Here is a 22132-nt window from a genome sequence, read left to right on the forward strand (position 1 = left end):
CCCGAAGGAGTCCCAGGAGCCTCCCAAGGTCACCCCGTTCTCTGCCCTTGCCAGCACGCCCAGCAGGCGGAAGCGGCAGCCACTCACCGTGAGGGCCGTGCGTAGCCCCGGGGCGTCCTGACCCTCGGTTTACCCGACAACGCAAATATTGGCGGAGCCGCATAGACGACCCCGTACAACCCTCGTACCGTCTCGTTCAAGGGCCCCAACAGGGGCCAGAGGCAAAGGGGTTCGGCATGGCGCGCGAGGAACTGACTCGCCTTACCGGCAATGGGAACGGGGAGTGCGGGCAGGGGGACTGCCCGAACGTGTACCGCACCGGAAAGGGATCGTTCGTCGTGCAGGGCGACGTGTCCGACGCCTTCCGGCCGCCCGAGGGTGAAGGGTTGGTTGAGATCCCGGAAAGCGTGCTGAGGGAGGCTTTCAATGCTCTTGGCTGGTGAAGCCTGGCAAGCCAAGTTCCGGGACTTCCAGAGCGAGGCGTGGCGACTGGAAACCCTGCCCGCTTACCGCGTGCAGCAAGAGGCCGAAGAGTTCTCGCGCTTCCTGGCGGGCGAACGGTTTCCGGGGCCGTACGAGGATTCGTGGACGGCCATGATCCGAAACCGAAGGGAATCCGGGGCAAGTGTGGGGCGAGTGCACATCCTGACTCGGCCTCTCTCCGACTATCTACGCTTCGAGTTCGAGCGGTACTACCGTCATCAGGCCCCCGTCGGGGAAGACATCCGAATCATGGACGTGACCGACAGGGACAACCCCCTAGCGGGCGTTCAAGACTTCTGGATGTTCGACAAAACAGAAGTCGTCCTCATGAACTATGAGGCGGACGGAACACAGATCAACCGCGAACTGTACGAGGGCGATGTGAAGCCGTTTCTCGAATATCAGCGCATCGCACTGGCTGAGTCTGTGCCCTTCGAGGAGTACGTGAAGGGCATTGACCTTTGAGCCGGAAGAGCTAGGCCAGTCGAGAGCAGACCTAGCCGAGACTCTTAAGACGCTACGCAAGCGGGCCGGGATCACACAAACCCGGCTCGCTCAGCGGTGCGCCATGAGCCAAACAAAGATCAGCAACATTGAAGGGGCCAAGCTAACCCCGACCCTTGTTGACGTTGAGCTGATTCTCAGAGCATTGGATGCGCCCCCGGACCTCGTTTCCCGGGTGGCGACCCTTGCGCGTAACGCTAACAGCGAGTGGCAAGACGCTTGGTCGCAACGCCGTACCGGGTTGGAGAAGAAACAGAACGAGCTAGCGGGGTTCGAGAAGTCATCCACAGAGTTCCGGTATTTCCTGTTGTCCATGATTACCGGGCTACTCGCGACGCCCGAATACGTGAGAGCGAGCCTTGCCCACATTCCCGGCGACCACAGTAAGGCCATTGCGAAGAAGCTAGAACGACAGTCGGTCCTCTATGACACGTCGAAGCACTTCACGTTCATCCTTACCGAGCAGGCCGTTAGATGGCCATTCTTGCCCCCGGCAGCCATGGCCATGCAGATTGACCGACTGCTTTCGATCAGCCTACTGCCGAATATCCAGCTCGGAGTCATCCCCTTGGATGGCCATATGCCAGCCGCACCATTGAACACCTTCACTCTGTACGATTCACGGATTGCGACAGTCGAAACTCAGACTGGAGTAATGGTGTTCCGGGATCACCGGGACGTGTCGGCTTACCTCAATGAGTTCGGAACCTACGAAGGTTACGCCCTGTTCGGGGACGGCTGCCGGGCACTCCTTTCCGAGTGGGCCACTCGGTTCCGTTCCTGATCTTCTACCCGACATCGCAAATAATGGTCGATCCCCTGCGTCGTGTGCGGGAACATTTTCTAGACGACACAGTCGGGGAGAGGCCACGGTATGAGTGCGAGGCAGACGACGATGACGGAACCGGTGCACTTGACGCCCCCGCTTCAGCAGCCGGACCCCGTGGCAGGCTGCCAGGAATGCCTTCACATCGCCGTGACCCGAACTAACGCCCGATCGGTTGGGGATTACTCGAAGGTGTCCGATGCGAATGTGGTCCTTCGGACACACCTTCGAGAAGAACACGGGGCGGAGTGATGGTGCGCGCTGTACTGCGATACGTGCAACACCGGATTACCCAGCACCCGAATACTGACGTGACGTTCGAGGCCGAGTGTCTGAAGTGTGAATGGCAGGCCACGCCTTCAACCGATGGCGCGGCCGTCGATGTCGAATGCATGGGCCATACGGGCCGCACGGAACACCAGGGATTCCGGCGCATCTGCACCTCATTCGCCCTGGTCGAGCGGATCGAGTAAAGGCCCCGGCACGTTAGGGACGGCGAATCTCCTCTCGCCTAGCGTGACGGAATAGCCCCACCAGGCTGGTGGGGCTGCAACTTTCCCGGATACGGTTCAGCCGGCCAGGGCCCTAGAGAGAATTCAGGCGCGCGGCACGCGCTTTCAGTCCCTCGGCCAGAGGCCGAGCCTTACGGTTGCGTTTCTTCTCTTCCTCGAAACGTTTCCGGGCCATCCAAAGAATCAGCTCGTTCACTGATCCTCCCGCCTCGGCTTCGGCGGAAGCGGCTTCCAATCCAGGATTACCAGATGCCCGACAGTGATGCACCGCTGGTTTCCGCAAGTGTTCTGAAACACGGGATAGAAGCCATCACGGTTTCTCTTACGCTTCGACGCTGTCAGGTAGCGTTTAACCGAGGCAAGGTTTCAGCGAATGCGAACCTTCGGTTCGCCGTTGCTGTCACACCTGCCGCGCCAAACGCGGCAACCCGTTTCAGTGGCAAGCCGAAGGAGCCTTGTTCTGTCAGCTCTCAGCTTTGCTTCGCAGCTTCGAGCTTTCGGCCTAGGCCAGAGACTGGATCCGTCAGGATGCCTGTCGGTCTCTCACTTCGTTCGGCCAAGGCTAGGTGTACCCGAAGGGGGTACACCTTCTCTATGAGCTATTAGCTATGGGATCTCTATTGAGATCCATATGAGATTGTGTACCCGCTCGGGTATATCCCTTGTACCTGTAGGGGGACACCCCCTGTACCCGTAGCGGTACTAGGCCGCTAGTTCGCCCGTGTATAGCCGATAGGCATGCTCGCCCAGGGCGTAAGGGATCTCCGCCCACGGCCAGCATTGCGGCTCGTTCCCGCCCAGGAACCAAGCCTTCTGTTCCAGGGAAAGTTCAATCGGCCCTACGGGGGCCGTGAAAGGTCGATTTCCGGCCGAGGGGACCGAGGGGCCGGGGCTTGCCGTAGCGGCCCTCGAAGGGCCGTTCTGGGGCTTCCTGCGGGTTCGTGCTTCCCGTCCAGCCTTGATGGCTGCAACAACCTCAGCCGGGGCAGTGAGACGGTAGACAACCGTGTCGGCGGGCGACCGCGCCCCGGTGTCAGTGAGATAGCCGTACTCGACGAGCTTCTTGCGGTGCGGGTGAACCTTCGTCGCGCTGGATAGGCCGACCATTTCGGCAATGGTCGCCATGGATGGAAAGACATCGGTTCCGTCTGTGTAGTCGCCGAACATGGCAAACGCCATGGCGACGGCGTAGGTGTTCTGCTTCACCCTCGGGTCATGCGATATAGACCGCCGCCACAAGTCATGGTCGACGCGGGAAATCTCGGTCATGGGTATCCCGTTCGTTGGCAGGCAAAGAGAAAGCCCCAGCTTTCGCCGGGGCTCTGCGGTCAGTGGGAGGAAGTTTCCGCCCGGAGTGGCGTTCCTTCCCGTTCATGTCTCGCCGTGGCTTCGGTGCGCTCCAGGCATGTATACAGGTGTACCCCTGGCGGAATCAATGAAGGGCGTTTAAACGGGCACCGCAGAGAGCGTTTAAACGATGCCTTTGACTTCGCCAGGGGGTGGCGATGCAAGGTTTCTCCGGTACTTGCGCCCGGCGCAGGGTCTTGGCGCTGACAGGGGACGTATGCGTGTTGTAACCGTTATTCAGGATCAGGACGGTAACCGGAGAGTCGTAGCCGATGTCATCTACCCCTCCGAGAGTTGAAAGTAAAATGCCCCCTCCTTCCAGAGGGGGCATTTCTGTTTGGCGGAGGCCGGTATGTTCAACTCCAGTTACTGTCCATCCTGATCAGTCGCTTCTCAACGTCATGCGGAATGACCAGCCGCCCCAACAGTTCTCCATCCTGCTTTCCAAGTTCGAAAGTTATCCCGGCGCTCAGTAGGTCCTTTTCCATGGCTTCTACGCCACCGGCCTCCCAATGCTGCTTGTACGTCATGCCGGTACTTTCGTAGATCCACCTGTCCTTTGTGGAGTCCGGGTCAATCTTCGTCAAGTCGTTCATGAGAGCATCTAGCGTGCTCTCTGCCTTCTCTCGAATGAATCCGGCCTTATCGAACCTTCCTCCGGGCTCCAGCCCGGACATGTAGTAGGCAATGGACTCTTCCAGCCGCTTGCGCTCACGCCTGTTTTCGTCGCCTCTAGCGTACTCCCGGCGGATCACCTCGTAATCCCCCAGGGCCTCAAAGACTGCCTGTGCCAAAGATGAATACACATGCTCAGGGTCCGGTGTCACGAATCCGGGCTTCCGGCAGTCGGGACACCGCAAGTATCGGTACTCTTTTACTTCGCCAGTAGAGAGCGTTTTGTAGTTGTTCGTTTCGTTAACGTTCCTGCCGCAGTCGTGTTTCATGACGCCGAGGAACCGGGTCGGACGACGGTTCTTCTCATGATGACGCTTGTTCTTCGAACGGGTGGCTAGCGCCGCTTGCACGCTTTCGAATTCCTTGTCAGTCAGGATCGGCTCATCCGTAACCCTGATCTCCTGGCCGTGCTTATCCAGTACCGGCGTAGATTTATAGGTTGCTGCCTTCGTCCCTCCCTCTGTGCGAATTCCCCTAACCGCAGGGTTCCTAAGAGTCCTAAGAACCTGCTGATTGTTCCACTTCCGGTCGCTGTAAGTCGGAACCTTGGCCCGGTCTAGAACCTTCGCAATTCGGTTTGCCGGAACCCCTCGCATTGCAGCCTGGTACATATAGCGCACCGCTCGGGCTTGCTTAGGGTCCTGGACTAGGCGGAGTTTCCCGCCCACCCTGGCAGTCTTGTAGCCAAACGACGGCTTACCAATCCGCCATTGGTCCTGCTGCTTAGTGTATTCCCAGTGGGACGAAACGCGAGTCTTAGTGTTGGCCGCCTCAATCTCGGCGACGGCTGCAATGAAAGTCACCATTGCTTGTGCCATGGGGGATGACAGGTCCAGGGTGTCATTGAGAGAAATCAGGTTCTTCCCGAATTTCTCACACCACTTGATGACCTCATGTAGGTCAGAAATGCGCCTGATGAACCGGTCCAACTTCCAAAACAGAATCAAGTCAAACTCGGGTATGCGGTTATTGAGCCAGTCCCCGAGTTCCTTGCGCTCCCAAGGTGCTTTCTTGGTCGCAGACACTCCAAGGTCCCTGGCCACGCCAACAACCCTCACGCCCTCGCGGATGGCATGGCGACGGAGGTCAAGTTCCTGCCTGGCGGGGGAAGTTGTGTCCTCCGTGAGGATGGACAGGCGTACCGACAGGAGGCCACGGGGCGCGTCCTCCGGTAGCGCATCGTTCCTGGCCTGGAGGTCGGCCAGCTCTGCCAGTTCCTCAGTGGTCCACTCGGGAGCGGTCTTGGTAGCGGTCATGGGCGCGAGAGTATACGCAGTTGGATTCTGGAACGTTCTTCGTGCAGTTCGTCGACCCGGGGTACGCCTACCCGGCGGTGTCCTTCGTCGTCCTCGGCACGTTCGCCCAGCTCGCCAGCTTCCTGTACCTCAGCGCGCTGATATTCGGCGGCACGAAACTCGCGGCCGCCTTCCGTCGCCGCAGGCGGCTGTCGGCGGGGGTCACCTCGGCGGCGGGGGCGCTGTTCCTCGGGTTCGCGGTGAAGCTGTCGCTGGCGAGTGCGTGACGCTTCGCCTGGCGATAGAGCCCCGGCGCGCCTGAGTGCCTCAGCGCCTGAGTGCCTCAGCGCCTGAGTGCCTCAGCGCCTCAGTGCCTCAGCGCCTGAGCGCCTAGCCGAGCGCGACCCGCTCGGCGTACTCCTTCAGGCCCTGTGACGTGGCTCCCGCCCAGCCCACGTAACCGTCCGGGCGGACCAGGAACAGACCGGTGCCGTACGTCTCGGGTGCCGGGCCCTCCACGATCCGCACCGACGCGGGCGCCTCCCGCGTCTCCGGTGCCTTCGTGCCCAGTGCCAGCAGGGTCCAGTGGGGCCCCCGGAACGCGTCGAAGAGACGGACGCCCGCGACGGTCCGGTCCGGGGCTCGGTCGCCGGCCCGGATTCCGTCCACCGCGGCCCGGGTCTCCGCCGTGAGTGACGACTCCCGGTAGCCCAGGCCGAGTTGCCGGGTCGCCTCGCCCCGCTTGGTCTCGCCGCGGTGGACGCTGGTGGACAGCCCCAGCACACCCGCGGCGACGGGACGCCGCTCCTCCTCATAGGTGTCGAGGAGCGTGGCCGGACCCTCGCCCCGCACCGCCGCGCCCAGCTTCCAGCCCAGGTTGTAGGCGTCCTGGACGCTGGTGTTCAGGCCCTGGCCCCCGGCGGGTGAGTGGATGTGGGCCGCGTCCCCGGCGAGGAAGACCCGCCCGGAGCGGAAGCGGTCCGCGAGAGCCGCCCGGGGGCGGAAGTCCGAGGCCCAGCGGACCTCGGTGACGTCCTCGGGGGCCAGGTGGGAGCGGGCCGCGACGACCTTGCGGATGCCGTCGAGCGAGAGGTCCACGGAGGTGCCCTCCGGGAACTGGGCCACCACCTGGAAGTCCTCCGTGCCCGCCAGCGGGCAGATCGCCAGGAAGCCGTCGCTTTCCCCGCCCGGCGGGAAGACGTGCCAGTTGTCGCGGTCCAGGCCGGCGATCCGGACGTCCGCCACCAGCAGGGGGTTCGGGTCGACGGTCTCCCCGGTCATGCCGACGCCCAGCGCACGGCGTACGGTCGAGCGGCCGCCGTCGGCGGCGACCACATAGCGCGCGCGGAGGCCATCCCCCGCCCCGAACCGCACGGTCACGCCGTCGTCGTCCTGGTCGAGCCCTACGACCTCCCGGCCGAAGTCGACCCGCCCGCCGAGTTCCGCCAGCCGGGCGAACAGGATCTCCTGGGTGCGCCACTGCGGCACCATCAACGGCGCGGTGTACGGCGAGTCCTCGCTCGCCTCGGCCGGGTCGAACATCCGGTGCTCGCCGACCCGCTGTCCGTCCTGCCAGATCATCTGGGTCGGGTAGCCGCCCCCGGCCTCGCGGATCGCGTCCAGCACGCCGAGGTCGTCGAAGACCTCCATCGTGCGCGGCTGGATGCCCTTGCCGCGTGAGCCGGGGAACAGCGTGTCCGCACGCTCCACCACGAGCGCGGCCACGCCCCGCCGGGCGAGGTCGATCCCCAGGGCGAGCCCGGTCGGGCCCGCACCCACGATCAAGACGTCGGTGTCCATGCCGATCACTCTCCTTAACGCTGTTAAGTGCCGTCGCTCATGACGATGCCCTTAACGGCGTTAAGCTGTCAAGCGTGAACACGGAACGACGAGCCCCCCTCGACCGCCGCCGAGTGGCGGACGCCGCCCTGACGCTCCTGAACGAGGTGGGTCTGGACGGACTGACCCTGCGTGCCATCGCCAAGGAGCTGGACGTCAAGGCGCCCGCCCTGTACTGGCACTTCAAGGACAAGCAGGCGCTGCTCGACGAGATGGCGACGGAGATGTACCGCCGGATGGTCGCGGGGACGCACCTCGCCCCCGGCGACAGCTGGCGGGAGCGGTTGCTGAAGTCCAACCGCGGACTGCGTGCCGCGCTGCTCGGCTACCGGGACGGCGCGAAGGTCTTCAGCGGCTCACGTTTCACCGGCTTCGCGCACGCCGAGGCCATGGAGGACAACCTGCGCCTGTTCACGGGCGCCGGCTTCAGCCTCGCGCAGGCCGTGCGCGCGACCGGGACGACGTACCTCTACACCCTCGGTTTCGTCACGGAGGAACAGGGTGTCCGGCCGCTGCCCGGCGAGCGCCGCGAGGGCTATGACATCGAGGAACGCGCCCGTCTCATGGCCGACTTCCCGCTGTCGGCCCGGGCGGGCGCCGAGCTGTTCCAGGACTTCGACCAGCACTTCGAGGAGGGACTGGCGCTGGTGATCGCGGGGATCGGGGCGCAGTACGGGATCGAGTGAGCGGGCCGGCACCAAGTGACCCGGAAGCCGGGGAACGGAACCGAGTGAGCCGTCAGCGCACCTTCGCCAGCGCCGCCCGCAGCCACGGCGTCAGCGGCTTCTCGACGTACCGGTTCAGCAGCCAGGCCAGCAGCAGCATCGACAGGACCGTCAGGACGAAGGTCGCCGCCGACGGCAGTCCCAGGCTGACGTGCAGGGCGCGCACCACCACCCAGCCGAGGTGCTCGTGGACCAGGTAGAACGGGTACGTCAGCGCCCCGGCCACCGTCGGCCAGCGCCAGTTCGCCCAGCCGAACCAGCCGAGGGCGATGGCCGCGACCGCGACGAAACCGAAGGCGACGACGAGGACGATCCCGAGCGAGGTGCGGTGGGCGAAGGCGTTCGGGTCGGAGGCGTTCCACAGGCTGCGCACCGCGTAGTGCTGCCCGATCAGGAAGCTCACGGCCACGATGCCCCAGGCGTAGACGTCCTTGCGGTCGCGGTGGACGAGGTAGAGACCGACGCCGCCGATGAAGAACGGGGCGTACTCCGGCATGAACACGATGTCGAGCAGCGGCTGGTGCGCGCCCTGGGTGATCGCCGCCGCGAGGGTCCAGCCCGCGCAGAACATGATCACGCGCCGGCGTGACGCCCCGGGCAGCACGACACACAGCGCGAACAGGGCGTAGAAGCGGACCTCCGCCCACAGCGTCCAGCACACGCCCAGCACCCGGTCCACGCCCAGCGGGTACTGAAGCATCGTCAGGTTCACCAGCGTGTCGCTCGGGGACAGCGCCTTGTAGGTGACCATCGGCAGTGCGAACACCGCCGTCACCAGCAGAACCGCCGCCCAGTAGGCGGGCAGCAGCCGGGAGGCGCGGGAGGCGAAGAACGACTTCAGGGGCCGGCCCCAGCCGCTCATGCAGATCACGAATCCGCTGATCACGAAAAAGACCTGGACGCCGAGACAGCCGTACGCGAAATAGTTGTGCAGCGTGGGGAACTGTCTGTCCGGCGAACTTCCCCAGGCGTGGGTGATCTCGCCGCCCCGGCCGCCGTAGTGATAGGCGGCCACCATGAGCGCGGCGACGAGCCGCAGTCCGTCGAGGGCGCGCAGCCGGGGCTTTTGCCGGGCACCCGTCCGCGCCGCCGGGGGCAGCGGGGGAGCGGACGCGTCGGGCTCCGGCCGGACGGTCATGCTGGTCACGAAATTCCCCTCGACGGGCGTTCCTTCGGGTGCTTGCCAGCACGTTAGTCCGATTCACAGGGAGGTCCGTGTCGGCCAGCCAACGATTAGCCGCCCGGTCCCGGTGAGTTCACCTGAATGTCGTTTTGGCTTCCTAAGTTTCCCCAGAATCCCCCCACGCAGCGGTAAACCCAAAGACGCAGCTAATGCTGGGTAAAAAGAACACAGGAGTGCCATGACGACGGTCCAGAAGAGACGTGCACGCGCGCGTGGAGGGGAGCTGGACGACTGCCTGCGTGCCTGTGCCGCGCACAGCGGGAAACTCGTCGGCAGTATCGACCGCCGCCGCGTCGAACTCGCCGAACAGCTGCGCAAGCTGCTCGTCGTGTGGAGCACGACCTCTGCCACCGCCCCCGCACCCGCCCCGGCCGGCGGGGCCACCGCCCTGCTCAAGCGGGCCGTCAAAGGCCCCGCGACCCCCTCGGCGAGTATGGGCAACGACCTGCTGGACGCCCTGCTGGCCGTCGCCAACAAGGCCCTGGAGTGCGGCTACGACGACGAGTTGAACCTCGCCCTCGTGATCAGCGACACCGTCCTGGCCCAGCGCAAGAACTCCCGCGCCGGCTGGCGGCTGCGCGCCCGTCTCCTGGAGGCCATGGGCGAGGAGACCGAGGCCCTGGAGGCGTACGAGCGCTACCTCGCCCTCACCGACGACGACGGCTTCGGCATCCGCGCCCGGATCGACGGCCTGAAGATCGCGGCGGACAAGGAGAGTGACCTGTTCGCCCTCCTCGAGCGCCAGGTGCCGCGCGCCCAGGACTTCACCCGCCGCCCCGCCACCGACGTATGGGCCGAGGGTCTCGCCGCGCACGCCGTGGGCGACTGGACGGAGGCCGAACCCCGTCTCGTGGGAGCGCTCCTCTCGCTGGCCGCCGAGAACGCCCCCGTGCAGGACCGGCAGGAACTGCTCAGCCAGTACCTCGACCTGCGCACCGCCGTCCCCGGCGTCGACCTGCCCGCGCTCACCGAGGCCGTCGCCCTCTACGCCGAACAGCGCCGCAGCCGGATGCGAGGCCCCGTCAGTGACCCGACCGTCGGCGGCGTGCGGTGGATCACCCTGGGCGAGTTCCGCAACCAGATCGCCGGCAGGTCGATCTGCCTGATCGCCAACTCCGGCCGGGTCGGCGCCAGTTCGATGGGCGCCGAGATCGACGCGTACGACCTGGTGGTGCGCTTCAACTCGTACCGGATCGATCCGTTGCACACCGGTGGCCGCACCGACATCCACGCCACCATCCACAAGCACGGCTTCAACTGGGACCAGCAGGTCACCACCCGGCTCGTCTTCGGCGGCGTGTCCGGCGACTGGAAGTACTCGCTGCGCAACCGCCTGGTGCCCGGCGCCCAGGCCCACCTCGGTGACGAGTCGCTGCGCTGGCCCGTGCGCAACATCGGCAAGCTCGGAGGCGATGTCTGGTCGGGCATCCCGACCACCGGCTTCAACATGCTGTGGCTGCTGGACTTCCTGGACGTCAGCCCCACCCTGGACCTGATCGGCTTCGACTTCTACGAGAGCGGCGCCTACCGCGTCCCTGAGGCGATGAAGCTGGCCATCACCTCCGTGCACGAATACACCAGTGAGAAGGACTGGGTCATGCAGCGGGCCCAGAGCGTGAGCGACCTGAGGATATCCCTGCGATGACCATGACCTCCCCGGCCACGGCCGCCCCCCTGGCCCCGGCGACCGACGCGCACGCGCTCACCGGCAAGCGCCGCATCGCCTTCGCCAGTTACGTCGACGAGAACTACCTCCCCGGCTTCCTCGTCCTGCTGCGCAGCCTCGCCCTGTCCAACCCGGGCGTGTGCGAGGACTTCGTCGTCCTCTACGACGACCTGCGCCCCGGCTCGATCGCCCAGATCCGCGACCTGCACCCGCGGATCGTGCTGCGCCGGGTGAACGACAGCCACTACGACTCGTACAAGAAGGGCGACCAGGACAACTACCTGGTCCGCAAGGCGTACTTCATCCTCGACGTCTTCCGGCTGCGCGAGTACGACACCATCATCACGCTCGACACCGACATGGTCGTCCTCGGCGACCTGAGCGAACTGCTGCGACTGCGCGAGGGACTGGCGGCCGTCTCGCAGTTCTTCTACGGGCAGCACAAGCTCAACTCGGGCTTGCTGGTCATCCAGCGCGAGTACCTGTCCGACGCGTTCTGCGCCAAGATCGACGCCATCGGCCGCAGCGGCGACTACGAGCTCGACAAGCACGACCAGGGCATCCTCAACGCCGTCCTGGACGGTGACTTCGTCCGCCTCGACCCGCGCTACAACTTCGTCAAGCGGCGACTGTCCGGCGACCTGCCCGTCCCCGACGACACGGCGATCCTGCACTTCACCGGCCGCCACAAGCCCTGGCAGGGTGGCGAGGCCGGCTACAGCCAGGCTGAGGCCCGCTGGCGCGAGTTCGACCTGTCCGACGCCGACTTCCACGCCGCCTACCTCGCCAGACAGGGCGGCCACCACCACGACCTGCTGGTCCACTACGGCACCCCGCACGTCGCCCGCACCGCGGATGTGGAGGTGGCCCGCAAGGTCGCCGCCGCGCACATCTCGACCGGCGACTACCAGGACGCCGTCGACCTCCTCGGCAGCGTCCGCATCCCGCTCGACGAGGCCTGGCCGCACGAGGTGTACGGGCACGCCCTGATGAGCGTCTCCCGCTACGAGGAGGCCAGGACACAGCTGCTGCTGGCCACCGCCGCCCCCAACCGGGCCGCCACCGCCTACGCCCGCCTCGCCCAGATGGCCTGGGTGCACGGCGACAACAGCGAGGCGCTCCGGTACGCCACGGCCGGCATGTCCGTCGACCCGACCCACCGCGCCGGCCGGCTGTGGGCGCAGCGCGCGGCCTCCGTACCGGCCCAGGAACTGGGCGCCGCCGAGGACCAGCTCGCGCACGTCGCGTTCTACATGGACCGCCAGGGCAACGCCGGCGACAAGCTGCTGCCGGAGAGCGTGCGTTCCGCCTTCGGGCCGGACACCACCTCCCGCCGCTGGCACTCCGTGCACGCCCACCGGCTGTTCGACGAGGCCGCCCTGCGTCGGGTCAACCGCCGCCGGGGCCTGGTCATCGGCGGTGGCGGCCTGTTCATCCCGGACACCATGCCGAACGGCAACAGCGCCTGGCAGTGGAACGTCCCCGACGAGCTGCTGAACCGCATCGACGTCCCCATAGCGGTCTTCGCCGTCGGCTTCAACGCCTTCGACGGCCAGTCCTACCGGGCCAACCGGTTCCGGGAGTCGCTGCGTCAACTCGTCGAGCGGTCCGCCTTCTTCGGGCTGCGCAACCACGGCTCGATCGAGAAGGTGCGGGCCATGATCCCGGCCCACCTGCACGACAAGGTGCGCTTCCAGCCGTGCCCGACGACGGTCACCCGCCACCTGGTGCCGGGCTGGCGGGACCCGGTGAAACGCGACGACACCATCCTGATCAACGCCGCCTACGACCGGGCGGGCCTGCGCTTCGGCCACGACTACGGCTACTTCCTGGCCCAGATGGCGAAGGCCGTGCGGGACCTGGGCGAGCTGGCCGAGGTGCGGTGCGTGGCGCACTCCCTCGACGACGAGAAGATCGTCTTCGACCTGCGCCGCGAACACGGCATCTCGCTGCCGGTCATCCCGATGTACGACTTCGAGAACGAGCAGATCACGGACCTGTACGCGCGCACCAAGCTGGTGATCGGCATGCGCGGCCACGCGGGCATGATCCCGTTCGGCTGCGGCACGCCCGTCATCAGCCTGATCTCGCATCCGAAGATGACGTACTTCCTGCGGGACATCGAGCGCCCGGAGTGGGGTGTCTCGGTGCACGACCGGCACCTCGCCGCGCGCCTGGTGGAGCGGTCGGGGGAACTACTCGCCGACCACGACAGGACGGTCGCGGACGTGCACGGCCGGCAGCAGGAGCTGTGGAAGGTCACCGAGGCGAACGCGGCCGACCTCCGGGTCATCCTGGGCGGCTGACGGATGGCGACCGCCCTGGCCGACGACACCTCCGCCGAGGCGCGGTCCCGCGAGGACGGCCGCCGGTCACCGTTGTGGTGGCCGGTGGTCGCCCTGCCCGCCGTGGTGGCCGTGGTGTACACCGCGGCCACCCGCCGTCTCACCGGAGACCTGCACTACGTCCTCGGCGCCCTGCGCACCGGCGCCAGGGCCGGTTACTCCCCGTCGGAGGTCTTCACCCACCGGCCGTACTTCTACCGGTGGTTCATCGCCGGCCTCGACCGGATCTCCTTCGGCGGTACGCCGGCGGTCCGCGAGGCCGTGATCGGGGCGACGGGCATCCTGCTCGCCGCCGCGTCGGCGTACGCCCTCTTCCTGGCGCTCGCCCACCGGGCCACCGGACGCGAGGCGGCCCTCACGGCGGGCGCCACCGGTCTCGCCCTGGTCCTGGCACCCCGCAACGACTTCCTCCAGCCGGAGTGGGCGGCGGTGGTGCTGACGGTGTGCGCCGTCGCCGCCGCGCTCGGCCCGTCGCGGCCGTGGCCGGCGGCCCTGCTCGCCGCGCTGCCGCTCGGCCTCGCGGTGATGATGAAGTACTCCACCGCCGCCACGGCCGCCATCGGCGTGCTCCTCGTGTACGCCGTCGACCGGGGCCGGGCCGTACGGCTCGCGCTGGTCGGGATGCCCGCGGCGGCGGCCCTGTTCGGGCTGAGCGTGCTCGGCGGGTCCCACGAATGGCAGTGGACCGAGGACATGCCGCAGATCAACCAGTCGGCACTCGGCCGCACCGGCATCCGCCCCGGCTTCATCCTGGACCGCACCGTGGACTTCCTGGCCGACCGGGCGGTGGAGAGCCCGGTGCTGCTCCTGCTCCCGGGGGCACTGCTGCTGGTGCTGGCCCGGGTGCCCGGGCGGCGCCGGCGGATCGAACTGGCCCTGGTGGCGCTCACCATCGGCCTGGGCGCACAGGCAGTCGTCGTCGTGCAGGGCAACTGGTTCCTGTACCACGGCGCCCAGATGCCGGTGCTCGCCGCCGCCCTGTGGGGCATCGCCGTGGGCGGCGCCCGCCGCTCGCCGCCGTGGTGCTTCGGCGCCGTGTCCCTGGCGTACGGCGCGCTGCCCGTGCTGTACGCCAGGGCGGCGGCGTCGGAGCAACAGCCGTACGTGGCCTGGGTGTTGGGGTCCCTCGCCCTGATCGCGGCCGTGGTGGACGTGACACTGGAGACCCGCGCCCGAAACCGGGCGACGGAACGCCGACCCGCCGCCCTGGCCACCCTCACCGTCACCCTCACCGGAGTCGTCTGCCTGGCCGCGAGCATGTGGCCCGGCTCCCCGCACCTGGTGCAGTTCGGCAAGGTCACGATGACCAACACCGGATATCTGACCGGGATGCGCGACACCGAGGCGGAGGCCGACCGGCTCCGCTCCCGGATGCCCGCCGACGCCCCGGTCCTCTACCTGGCCTTCGGCGACACGACGTACTACATCGACCACCCCGCCCGGTGCCGCTACCCGATCGCCACGTTCCTCCAGCGCACCCGCTACCTCCCGGACGTCACCGAACTGAAGTCGTTCCAAGAGAACGAGAACTGCGTCGACCACGCCCCGGCCCCCTATGCCATCCTGGACCGCACCTGGTTCCGCCCCGCCCAGGTCGACAAGAAACTCTGGCGGCGCGTCACCGCGGTATACGACTGCCCGCGTTCGACGGGCGGCGGCCCGACGATAGTGCTGTGCGTGCGCAGAACGGACGCTCCCTGAGCCTGCCGGTCACGTGATCTCGGCGGGTTCAGAACCGGCCCGCACCAGAGCTGGTCGGCCGCCGAGGAGTTGACGGGATCAGCCCCACGGGGCTGGTCCCGTCGGCATGGTGATCGGTATGCAACGGCAGACGAGAGCCTCCCATACCTGGACAGAGCGGCTGGGCACCGCGATCGATTCATGAGCCGCTGGATGGTCTCCTTGTGGGGTTTGCTCCCGCTGTTATGAGGAGTTCGGCAGTCTCGGGGTGGGGTCCGTTGTTCGCCCAGTCCAGGGGAGACCAACCTGTTCCGTGATCTTCACGTAGGTTCGCGTCGGCGCCGTGCGCCAACAGCTCGCGCACTGTCTCCCTGTGTCCCCAGCACGCGGCTGCGCACAACGGTGTGCCCTCTGAGCCGGCTCCCCTGCTTTCAGTGTCGGAGGAGGCCCCGGCTTCCATGAGCAAGCGCGTGATCTCGGCTTCTCCCTGTACAGACGCCAGATATAGAGGGGTGGTGGCGTCGCTGTCCTCTCGCTCTGGGTCTGCTCCAGCGCGCAAAAGAGCCTTCACGCGGGAAGCGTCAGCTGTCACTGTCGCTTCGAAGAGATGACGGGAGAGTTTCTTTTGCTGTCGCCGCTTCATGGTTGGCGAGGCTAGCGATCGTGGACGCGGTGGAACCAGTCGTATCCACTCGTTGAGGACTCCGACCAGCACGGTGGCCTCGTAGCGGATGGCAAGTTTGTCGTACCCCGTGGCCACGGCCCGGTGGCGCTTGAGGCGTGATTCCGCACTCGACGGCATGTCGCTCGCGGTAGTCGGTCTTGTCGAACTTCGGTGGCCGACCGCCTCGGGAGCCGAGTTTCTGGCGGTTGCGGACTCGGTCCGCAGGGACCGGGATGGTTGCCTTGATCCCACGTCTGCGCAGGTAGACCCGGTTGCGGCGGGAGTCGTACGCCTTGTCGGCCCGCACCCGGTCCGGTCTCCTGCGAGGTCGCCCGCGCCCGACCCGAGGCACCCGGATCGCCTCCAAGACAGGCTCGAACTGTGGGGAGTCACCCCGCTGCCCGGCTGTGATCAGCACCGACAGCGGCTTCTGCCCCTGCTCGACGGCGAGGTGGATCTTGGTGGTCAGCCCGCCTGGCGGCACGAACGGCTCTGGAGGATAAGGGCCATCCGTTCGAAGGCCTTACCCCAACGGCAGCTCCGCGAGCATGACGGCATAGACCGGGGAGTCCGGGAAGGGTTGGCGGTCACCGACCTTCCGGAAGCCCCAGGACTCGTACATGGCCTGGACCCGGGGGTGTTCAAGGTCGACGAGCAGGACCACGAGGTCCTCGTCCCGGCTCTCCAGGAGCGCCCGGGTCACCAGCTCCGCCGTCCCGGTCTTGCGCCACCTCGTGTGGACGGCCAGCTCGGAGAACGAGAAGGTCCGGTGCTTCTCCGGGGCGGGCTTCACATGCTCCCTCCACCACTCCCGCTTCGGGGCGGCCGGAGCCCCGTAGGCGAAGGCCACCGGCTCGTCTCCGTCGAAGGCGATCACACAGGTGAAGTCCGGATTGCCGCCCCAATGATCCACGAACCAGGGGAAGCGCTGGTTGAACTCGTCATCCATCGCATCGGTGTAGGCGTCGGCGTGCACGTCGATCAGGGCCTGGCGGATCTGTGGGAGGTCGTCGTGGGTGAAGCGACGGACGTCCAGATCGGCGGCGCTCAAGCTCGCCTCCATTCGGCTCGGTAGCGGTCTCCCCACTCTTGTGCGACTGTCGCGTCCGGCGCAAGGGTGATCAAGTCCCGGTAGAAGTCGCCCAGAAGGGAACGCATCCGGCCGGGGATCGGAGAGCCCTTCATCAGCTCGAAGACGCTGGAGGCCGTGGAGCACGCCTGGTCGATGTCCCGCTGGTGGAGCTGGGCCAAGGCGAGCCGTGTAGTGGCCAAGGCACGGTTTCTGCGGAACTGCTTGGGGATCGTCCCGAGGGCCTTGTGAGAGGCCGCTTCAACCTCGGCGGAGTCCCCGATCCGGTCCCGGACGATCGCAGTCATGGCGGTCAGCTCAGCCGGCCCGTAGAAGGCAATCCAGCTCGGACGGGGCTGGTCCGGGTCCGCCTTGCCCAGAGCCTCCTGGGCGTACCCCAGGGAACGGATGGCGGCCTGGCGGTCGCCGAGGTTCGAGTGGCCGATGGCCGTACGGGCGTGGGCCAGGGAAGCAAAGAGATGGTCCCGCTTGGTGATCGAGGTGGATTGCGCGGCCTGTGCGGAGTCGACAGCCGCCACGTGCTCCCCGCGCTGGTGGGCCAGCATCGCGTAGGAGTTCCAGACCCTCAGCTCCGCCATGGGGTCCTGGCCCATCCCGGCCAAGTACAGGGCCTTGCCCAGCAGGGCGTACGCGCGGTCCGGCTGACGGGCGTCCAGGGCGCTCCAGGCGGCCGTGGCGGTGTAGTCGGCGGCCACCGAGAACAGCCGGAGCCGGACCCGTTGGGCGGCCCCGAGCTTCTGCTTCTCCAGGGCCTCGGCAGCTCCGGCCAACGCGGCCTGCTCCAGACCCTCGTGGCCTCCCCTGGTGTCGTCAAGGGCCATCAGGGCGTCCAGGCCACTGCGGAGCCGGATGACGTCGGAGGTGCCCGCCCGGTGAGGGGCGCCGACGAAGGGGACCACGACGGAGGCCGTCGTGCCGCTGGCGGCTGTGAGGAAGTTCCTGCGCCTCACGGCGTCCTCCGCAGGGGTCGAGGGGCGTCGTCGTCTCGCCGGTGGGCTGAAGCCCAGTTCCTCGGCGGTACAGCCGAATACTGCCTCTAACGCCTCGCGCTGCCTGGGGTGGGGCCACCTCGTTTTTCCGGTCAGCCAGTTGCGGACGGTGCGGTCGCTGACCGTGCCTTCGTGCCCGGCACAGATCAGGTGGGTGTTCACCTTGTCGGTCAACTCGACCTGGGTGAGCCCGCTCTCCCGCATGGCGCTGTTGAGGCTCTCGTTCCCCTCCACATACCCACGGTAGTGACTGAGTCCCCATCAGTGAGCAGGGCGCAGAAATTTCCGGTCGGGACGGATGCACAGCGGGCGGATTTTTCCTGCCTCCGGAGGGCCCAGAGCCGTTCACTCGGGTAAGGCCAGACCGCACCACACCCTCGAGGCCCTGATGACTGTGATGGCAACGCCACGCCCCACGGGGCACTCCGGATACTCCGAGACGCTCGATCGTGTGCCGGAGAGCGCGGCCGTCGCCCGTCGGCTCGTCCGTACGGCCCTGACCGCTTGGGGCCTGGAGGACCTGATCGAGGACGCCGCCTGGTCATCACGGAGCTGGTCTCCAACGCCGTGGACCACGGCCGCCTGCCCTCGATCCGCGTGATCGTCTCCCGCCCCGCCGAGAACGGGGTCCGCCTAGGCGTCGTCGACCGCTCGAAAGTCATCCCGAGGATGCGGACCGACTCCAACGGCGACCAGATCCGGGGCCGTGGTCTCCTCTTGGTCGACGCCGTCACGGAGCGCTGGGGCACCGACCTGTACCGCTGGGGCAAGCAGGTCTGGGCGGAGCTCGAGTGCGAGCCGACTCAGTTCCGTAAGCAGCAGGAACAGCAGCCTCGCCGGCCGGGCCATAAGGCAGCTCGGGGTGGTGGCGGTGACGAGGCTGCCGAATATGCGGCTGCCCCGGGTGGTCAGCTGAGACGCGGGTGGTCGGCCGAGAGCTGAGCGGGGCCGGTCGCGCCCGGTACGGCAGCAGGGCCCGGGCCGCGCGTCGCGGCCCGGGCCCTGCCCCGTGCGGTGCCGCCCCCGCGGCGGCGGTGCGTCAGCTCTGTGCGGTGTCGTCGTCCGCCTGCCCGGCGCCCTCGGTTGCGCCTGCCTTCTCGCGCATCTTGCGCACCAGCTCCGCCTTCTGGTCGGCTGCACCCTGGCGGTCGAGGTTGCGGTACGGGCCGTTGTTCTGCCGTTCGGCGCGGGACAGCTTCTTGCGCTGGCCGCCGCCCATGCCCACGGGGTTGTTGATGTTCTTGCTCACGGTCACGGGTTCTCCCGGTAATGATGTGAAGTGATCTACGGATTCGTCGGTGGGGGACGGGCGGCGACGTCGAAGGACGTCAGCAGGCGCCCATCACGCTCTCACTCGTAAATCGGCGTCTGGAAGAACATGACAAAGACGTTACCCGCTTCCGTCGGCCCCGCACACCAACCTTTTCCAACCTTCACCGCAGCCCCAGGGACTCCGTGACCTCGCGGGCCAACGCCACCGAGTAGTTCTGCCCCCGGTCCTGGGGGTAGATCTGGGCCATCGTCACCAGCGTGACGCGGCTCATCGGGGTCTCGTGGGGCGGGATCAGGGCGCGGTACTCGGGGGTCACCACCGGTTGGGCGAAGCCCGCCTTCGAGAAGTGCCAGTCCTTGATCCAGGACTCGTCGAAGTCCGGGTTGACCCGGCGCAGGTAGGGCAGGAACCGGGCCAGCAGTTCGGCCGGTTCGGTGGTGAAGCGCCAGTCCTCGCGCTCGACGTAGTTGCCGACGTAGAGGATGTGCCGGCCGCCGTACACGGACGGGTCGATCATGCGGGTGTGTTCGACCACCGTGAGGAACGGGAAGCCCGGCTCGTTGATGTTGAGCCAGTAGTACGGGATCACGCTGCGGTCCAGCTCCAGCACGAAGCAGGTCGCGCCCAGGTACTGGTTCTTCCACGCCGTGTTGTCGGCGGGCAGCCCGGCCGCCTTGGCGAAGGCGGGCTGCGGGGTGGTGACGATCAGCCGCTCGAACTCGTACGTCGAGCCGTCCGCGCAGGTCACCACGGCGGGCGCGTCGTCGGTGGCCTGCCGTATCGACTCCACCGCCTTGTCGAACTCGACCTTGCCGCCACGCTCCTCGATCCCGTCCTGAAGCACCGCGTACACCCGCTCGAACCCGCCGTCCACATAGCCGAGTTCGAACGTCCGGCAGTGGATTCGCGCCCACAGCCAGGCCATCGACACCCGCTCGGCGCGGTCGCCGAACTTGCCCCGCAGCAGCGGCTCCCAGATCGCCGCGGTGGCCTTCTCGCCGGCCCAGCGGCGCAACCAGGCCAGCGCGGTCAGGTCGTTGAAACGCTCGCCGCTGCGGACCGCCTTCAGCAGCGCCGCCGAACCGGCGAAGCGGACCGCGTCCACCGGGGAGAACTCCGGGAAGCGCAGCATGTCGAACGGCGTGGTGAAGTCGATGAGTTCGCCGCCCCGGTAGATGCCCGTGGTCGGCTTGTGGAAGCGCAGGGCGTCTCCGAGCCCGAGCTCCTCGATCAGGGCGATCATCGCCGTGTCGCTGCGGAAGATGTGGTGGTAGTAGCGCTCCAGCGGAACACCAGACACCTCCAACGAGGCTGCCAGACCGCCCAGTTCGGAGGCGGCCTCCAGCAGGGTCACCTGGTGGCCCGCCCGTACGGCGTCCCAGGCGGCGGTCAGGCCCGAGGCACCCGCGCCGATGATGCCGAGGTTCACGCGAAGCTCCATTTTCTGTTGAGCACGAACTGGAGCGCCAGGACCAGCGGCAGCGAACCCGCCTTGACCAGGTTGGCGTCGATCCCCAGCCCGTCGGTGAAGACGAGGAAGAGCAGATACGTCAGGACGACGCCGGTCAGGCCCACGGCGTAGAAGCGCAGGAGACGCAGGACGATCCGGTCGCGCCGCTCGAAGGTGAACAGCGCGTTCAGGACGAAGTTGTTGGCGATGCCGAGGGCCGTGCTGATCACGTTGGCGAGCTGCTCGTCCATCCCGGCGAGGTTGTGCAGCAGCAGGAACACCCCGAGGTCGAGGGCGACCCCGCTGCCGCCGATCAGGGTGTACCGGACCAGTTGGCGCAGGGTCCGCGAGGCGGGCGCGGTGGCCGGCGGGGTCGCGGTCTCAGCGGTCACCGTCACCGCCCCGCTCGTCCCCGGCGGTGCCGAGCACCTCGCGCACCAGGTACAGCGGGCGCCCCTGGGCCTCGCTGTAGATACGCCCTATGTACGCGCCGATCACACCCAGGGACAGCATCTGCGTGCCGCCCAGGAACAGCACGACACACATCAGCATCGTCCAGCCGGACACCGTGATCTCGGGCCGGAAGAACTTCATGGCCAGCGCGTACACGATGCCCGCCAGGGACAGCGCGAGCACCCCGAAACCGAGCCGGGTGATCATCTTCAGGGGAGCGGTGGAGAAGCTGGTGACACCGTCGACCGCGAGCCGGGCCATCTTGCGCAGCGGGTACTTCGTCTCTCCCGCGAACCGTTCGTCGCGGTCGAAGGACACCTCCCGCTGCCGGTAGCCCATCGAGGCGACGATGCCCCGTACGAAGCGGCTGCGCTCGCGGTACCTGCGCAGTTCGTCGGCGACCTTGCGGTCCAGCAGCCGGAAGTCCCCGGTGTCCAGGGGGATGTCCACGTCGGTGGAGGCGCGCAGGACGCGGTAGTAGGCGTGCGCGGTGGCCCGTTTGAACGCGCTGTCCTGCCGGCTGCGACGGCGTGCGTGGACGATGTCGGCACCCTCGCGCCAGGCGTCGACCAGCTCCAGGCTGACCTTCGGCGGGTCCTGGAGGTCGGTGTCCATCACGATCACCGCGTCGCCCTCGGCGTGGTCGAGGCCCGCGGTGATGGCGATCTGGTGCCCGAAGTTACGGGCGAAGTCGACCACCCGCACCCGCGGATCACGTTCCGCGAGGTCCCTGAGGATCGGGAGCGAGCCGTCGGTGGACCCGTCGTTGACGTACACCAGCCGCACGTCGAGGTCGGGCCGCCCGGCCAGGGCGGCGGTCAGCTCGGCATGGAAGGCCGCTATGCCGTCCTGCTCGTTGTAGACCGGGAGGACGTACGAGATGAGCGGCCGCCGCGCGGGCCCCGGCTCCACCGCCGTGAGGACGACGGGAGCCGGGGCGGGCGGTCGTATGTCCTGCTGGGTCATATCGGACCGGCCGCGGATACCGACGGGATCGACCCGAATGCTGTCTGGCGCATTGGGGGAAACTATGGAGCCTTTGTGAATTCCCGCCGAACTCCCCCCGTCCGGAAGCCGACTTCCCTGTTTCTCTTCGCCTTCGGGGCGTTTCGGCGGTTACCGCTCCTGTGGGGTGAACGGCAGATTCCGCATCTTCGGCGGCAGGGGAGCTTAAGCGTTCGCATTGAGTTCGC

Annotated in this window: 21 protein-coding genes and 1 pseudogene; 10 read left to right on the forward strand and 12 right to left on the reverse strand. The window is 67.0% G+C overall.

The features are described 5' to 3' along the window. Positions 1-236: 236 nt before the first annotated feature. From AB0H86_RS15310 to AB0H86_RS15325, 4 genes are all read left to right on the forward strand, one after another. Positions 237-443: a hypothetical protein gene (locus tag AB0H86_RS15310; RefSeq protein ID WP_361709517.1), complete on the forward strand. Its 207-nt coding sequence runs from the start codon at positions 237-239 to the stop codon at positions 441-443. Then, positions 427-948 (forward strand): DUF6879 family protein, encoded by a 522-nt coding sequence (locus AB0H86_RS15315; protein ID WP_362437421.1) that lies wholly within the window; start codon positions 427-429, stop codon positions 946-948. The genes AB0H86_RS15310 and AB0H86_RS15315 overlap by 17 nt, the downstream gene beginning before the upstream one ends. Beyond that, a complete protein-coding gene (locus tag AB0H86_RS15320; protein WP_362437423.1) occupies positions 938-1771 on the forward strand; it encodes a helix-turn-helix transcriptional regulator in 834 nt (277 codons plus the stop codon). The genes AB0H86_RS15315 and AB0H86_RS15320 overlap by 11 nt, the downstream gene beginning before the upstream one ends. Positions 1772-2124: 353 nt before the next feature. After that, positions 2125-2286 carry a hypothetical protein gene (locus AB0H86_RS15325; protein WP_362437425.1) on the forward strand — a complete coding sequence of 54 codons (162 nt, stop codon included), beginning with the start codon at positions 2125-2127 and terminating at the stop codon, positions 2284-2286. Between the two features lie 741 nt (positions 2287-3027). On the opposite strand, the gene AB0H86_RS15330 is transcribed toward AB0H86_RS15325, so the two are convergent. Next, positions 3028-3594 (reverse strand): winged helix-turn-helix domain-containing protein, encoded by a 567-nt coding sequence (locus AB0H86_RS15330; RefSeq protein WP_362437427.1) that lies wholly within the window; start codon positions 3592-3594, stop codon positions 3028-3030. Positions 3595-4028: 434 nt separating this feature from the next. Beyond that, positions 4029-5603, reverse strand: a complete 1575-nt coding sequence (locus tag AB0H86_RS15335; RefSeq protein WP_362437429.1) for a recombinase family protein — start codon at positions 5601-5603, stop codon at positions 4029-4031. A gap of 20 nt (positions 5604-5623) precedes the next feature. On the opposite strand from AB0H86_RS15335, the gene AB0H86_RS15340 reads away from it, so the two are divergent. Beyond that, positions 5624-5869 carry a LysE family transporter gene (locus AB0H86_RS15340; RefSeq protein WP_362437431.1) on the forward strand — a complete coding sequence of 82 codons (246 nt, stop codon included), beginning with the start codon at positions 5624-5626 and terminating at the stop codon, positions 5867-5869. A gap of 103 nt (positions 5870-5972) precedes the next feature. On the opposite strand, the gene AB0H86_RS15345 is transcribed toward AB0H86_RS15340, so the two are convergent. Continuing rightward, positions 5973-7382 carry an FAD-dependent oxidoreductase gene (locus tag AB0H86_RS15345; RefSeq protein ID WP_362437433.1) on the reverse strand — a complete coding sequence of 470 codons (1410 nt, stop codon included), beginning with the start codon at positions 7380-7382 and terminating at the stop codon, positions 5973-5975. A 74-nt stretch (positions 7383-7456) separates the two neighbouring features. Here AB0H86_RS15345 and AB0H86_RS15350 point away from each other — a divergent pair, with 74 nt between their 5' ends. After that, positions 7457-8107: a TetR/AcrR family transcriptional regulator C-terminal domain-containing protein gene (locus AB0H86_RS15350; RefSeq protein ID WP_362437435.1), complete on the forward strand. Its 651-nt coding sequence runs from the start codon at positions 7457-7459 to the stop codon at positions 8105-8107. A 52-nt stretch (positions 8108-8159) separates the two neighbouring features. Here the strand turns inward: AB0H86_RS15350 and AB0H86_RS15355 are convergent, their stop codons facing one another. After that, positions 8160-9284: an acyltransferase gene (locus AB0H86_RS15355; protein WP_362438489.1), complete on the reverse strand. Its 1125-nt coding sequence runs from the start codon at positions 9282-9284 to the stop codon at positions 8160-8162. 223 nt (positions 9285-9507) lie between these two features. Here AB0H86_RS15355 and AB0H86_RS15360 point away from each other — a divergent pair, with 223 nt between their 5' ends. From AB0H86_RS15360 to AB0H86_RS15370, 3 genes are read left to right on the forward strand one after another with little or no spacing between them, the layout of a single operon-like run. Continuing rightward, complete coding sequence (locus AB0H86_RS15360; protein WP_362437437.1) at positions 9508-10974, forward strand: hypothetical protein; 1467 nt, start codon at positions 9508-9510, stop codon at positions 10972-10974. Next, positions 10971-13301, forward strand: coding sequence for a glycosyltransferase (locus tag AB0H86_RS15365; protein ID WP_362437439.1), 2331 nt, complete (start codon positions 10971-10973; stop codon positions 13299-13301). Before AB0H86_RS15360 ends, AB0H86_RS15365 begins: the two co-directional genes overlap by 4 nt. A 3-nt stretch (positions 13302-13304) precedes the next feature. Further along, positions 13305-15041 (forward strand): hypothetical protein, encoded by a 1737-nt coding sequence (locus AB0H86_RS15370; protein ID WP_362437441.1) that lies wholly within the window; start codon positions 13305-13307, stop codon positions 15039-15041. Positions 15042-15219: 178 nt separating this feature from the next. On the opposite strand, the gene AB0H86_RS15375 is transcribed toward AB0H86_RS15370, so the two are convergent. From AB0H86_RS15375 to AB0H86_RS15390, 4 genes and pseudogenes are all read right to left on the reverse strand, one after another. After that, entirely contained in the window at positions 15220-15663 is a 444-nt protein-coding gene (locus AB0H86_RS15375) for an ankyrin repeat domain-containing protein (RefSeq protein WP_362438492.1), read from the reverse strand. A gap of 90 nt (positions 15664-15753) precedes the next feature. After that, a pseudogene (locus AB0H86_RS15380) lies at positions 15754-16159 on the reverse strand (transposase); the annotation flags it as partial. A gap of 48 nt (positions 16160-16207) precedes the next feature. Beyond that, positions 16208-16747, reverse strand: a complete 540-nt coding sequence (locus tag AB0H86_RS15385) for a GNAT family N-acetyltransferase (RefSeq protein ID WP_362437443.1) — start codon at positions 16745-16747, stop codon at positions 16208-16210. Continuing rightward, positions 16732-17997, reverse strand: coding sequence for an XRE family transcriptional regulator (locus AB0H86_RS15390; RefSeq protein ID WP_362437445.1), 1266 nt, complete (start codon positions 17995-17997; stop codon positions 16732-16734). Before AB0H86_RS15390 ends, AB0H86_RS15385 begins: the two co-directional genes overlap by 16 nt. A 270-nt stretch (positions 17998-18267) precedes the next feature. On the opposite strand from AB0H86_RS15390, the gene AB0H86_RS15395 reads away from it, so the two are divergent. Further along, the gene (locus tag AB0H86_RS15395) at positions 18268-18705 is read left to right on the forward strand and encodes an ATP-binding protein (RefSeq protein ID WP_362437447.1); all 438 of its coding nucleotides are present in this window, start codon (positions 18268-18270) and stop codon (positions 18703-18705) included. Between the two features lie 97 nt (positions 18706-18802). Here AB0H86_RS15395 and AB0H86_RS15400 read toward each other — a convergent pair whose 3' ends face one another. The 4 genes from AB0H86_RS15400 to AB0H86_RS15415 all read right to left on the reverse strand — a co-directional run bounded on the left by AB0H86_RS15400 (position 18803) and on the right by AB0H86_RS15415 (position 21905). Further along, positions 18803-19018, reverse strand: a complete 216-nt coding sequence (locus AB0H86_RS15400; RefSeq protein ID WP_362437449.1) for a DUF6243 family protein — start codon at positions 19016-19018, stop codon at positions 18803-18805. A 178-nt stretch (positions 19019-19196) separates the two neighbouring features. Continuing rightward, a complete protein-coding gene (locus AB0H86_RS15405; protein WP_362437451.1) occupies positions 19197-20465 on the reverse strand; it encodes an NAD(P)/FAD-dependent oxidoreductase in 1269 nt (422 codons plus the stop codon). Then, complete coding sequence (locus tag AB0H86_RS15410; protein WP_362437453.1) at positions 20462-20884, reverse strand: GtrA family protein; 423 nt, start codon at positions 20882-20884, stop codon at positions 20462-20464. The genes AB0H86_RS15405 and AB0H86_RS15410 overlap by 4 nt, the downstream gene beginning before the upstream one ends. Continuing rightward, positions 20868-21905, reverse strand: coding sequence for a glycosyltransferase family 2 protein (locus AB0H86_RS15415; RefSeq protein WP_362437455.1), 1038 nt, complete (start codon positions 21903-21905; stop codon positions 20868-20870). Before AB0H86_RS15415 ends, AB0H86_RS15410 begins: the two co-directional genes overlap by 17 nt. Positions 21906-22132 lie beyond the last annotated feature (227 nt).

Origin of the sequence: Streptomyces sp. NPDC050997 (genome assembly GCF_040660135.1) — a bacterium.
In the GTDB taxonomy this organism is placed as follows: domain Bacteria; phylum Actinomycetota; class Actinomycetes; order Streptomycetales; family Streptomycetaceae; genus Streptomyces.

Excerpts from the sequence above, each read along its gene's own strand:
- AB0H86_RS15310 (WP_361709517.1), top strand. The coding sequence starts at position 237 with ATGGCGCGCGAGGAACTGACTCGCCTTACCGGCAATGGGAACGGGGAG.
- AB0H86_RS15315 (WP_362437421.1), top strand. The coding sequence starts at position 427 with ATGCTCTTGGCTGGTGAAGCCTGGCAAGCCAAGTTCCGGGACTTCCAG.
- AB0H86_RS15330 (WP_362437427.1), bottom strand. The coding sequence starts at position 3,594 with ATGACCGAGATTTCCCGCGTCGACCATGACTTGTGGCGGCGGTCTATA.
- AB0H86_RS15335 (WP_362437429.1), bottom strand. The coding sequence starts at position 5,603 with ATGACCGCTACCAAGACCGCTCCCGAGTGGACCACTGAGGAACTGGCA.
- AB0H86_RS15345 (WP_362437433.1), bottom strand. The coding sequence starts at position 7,382 with ATGGACACCGACGTCTTGATCGTGGGTGCGGGCCCGACCGGGCTCGCC.
- AB0H86_RS15355 (WP_362438489.1), bottom strand. The coding sequence starts at position 9,284 with ATGACCGTCCGGCCGGAGCCCGACGCGTCCGCTCCCCCGCTGCCCCCG.
- AB0H86_RS15360 (WP_362437437.1), top strand. The coding sequence starts at position 9,508 with ATGACGACGGTCCAGAAGAGACGTGCACGCGCGCGTGGAGGGGAGCTG.
- AB0H86_RS15365 (WP_362437439.1), top strand. The coding sequence starts at position 10,971 with ATGACCATGACCTCCCCGGCCACGGCCGCCCCCCTGGCCCCGGCGACC.
- AB0H86_RS15370 (WP_362437441.1), top strand. The coding sequence starts at position 13,305 with ATGGCGACCGCCCTGGCCGACGACACCTCCGCCGAGGCGCGGTCCCGC.
- AB0H86_RS15375 (WP_362438492.1), bottom strand. The coding sequence starts at position 15,663 with ATGAAGCGGCGACAGCAAAAGAAACTCTCCCGTCATCTCTTCGAAGCG.
- AB0H86_RS15385 (WP_362437443.1), bottom strand. The coding sequence starts at position 16,747 with ATGGAGGCGAGCTTGAGCGCCGCCGATCTGGACGTCCGTCGCTTCACC.
- AB0H86_RS15415 (WP_362437455.1), bottom strand. The coding sequence starts at position 21,905 with ATGACCCAGCAGGACATACGACCGCCCGCCCCGGCTCCCGTCGTCCTC.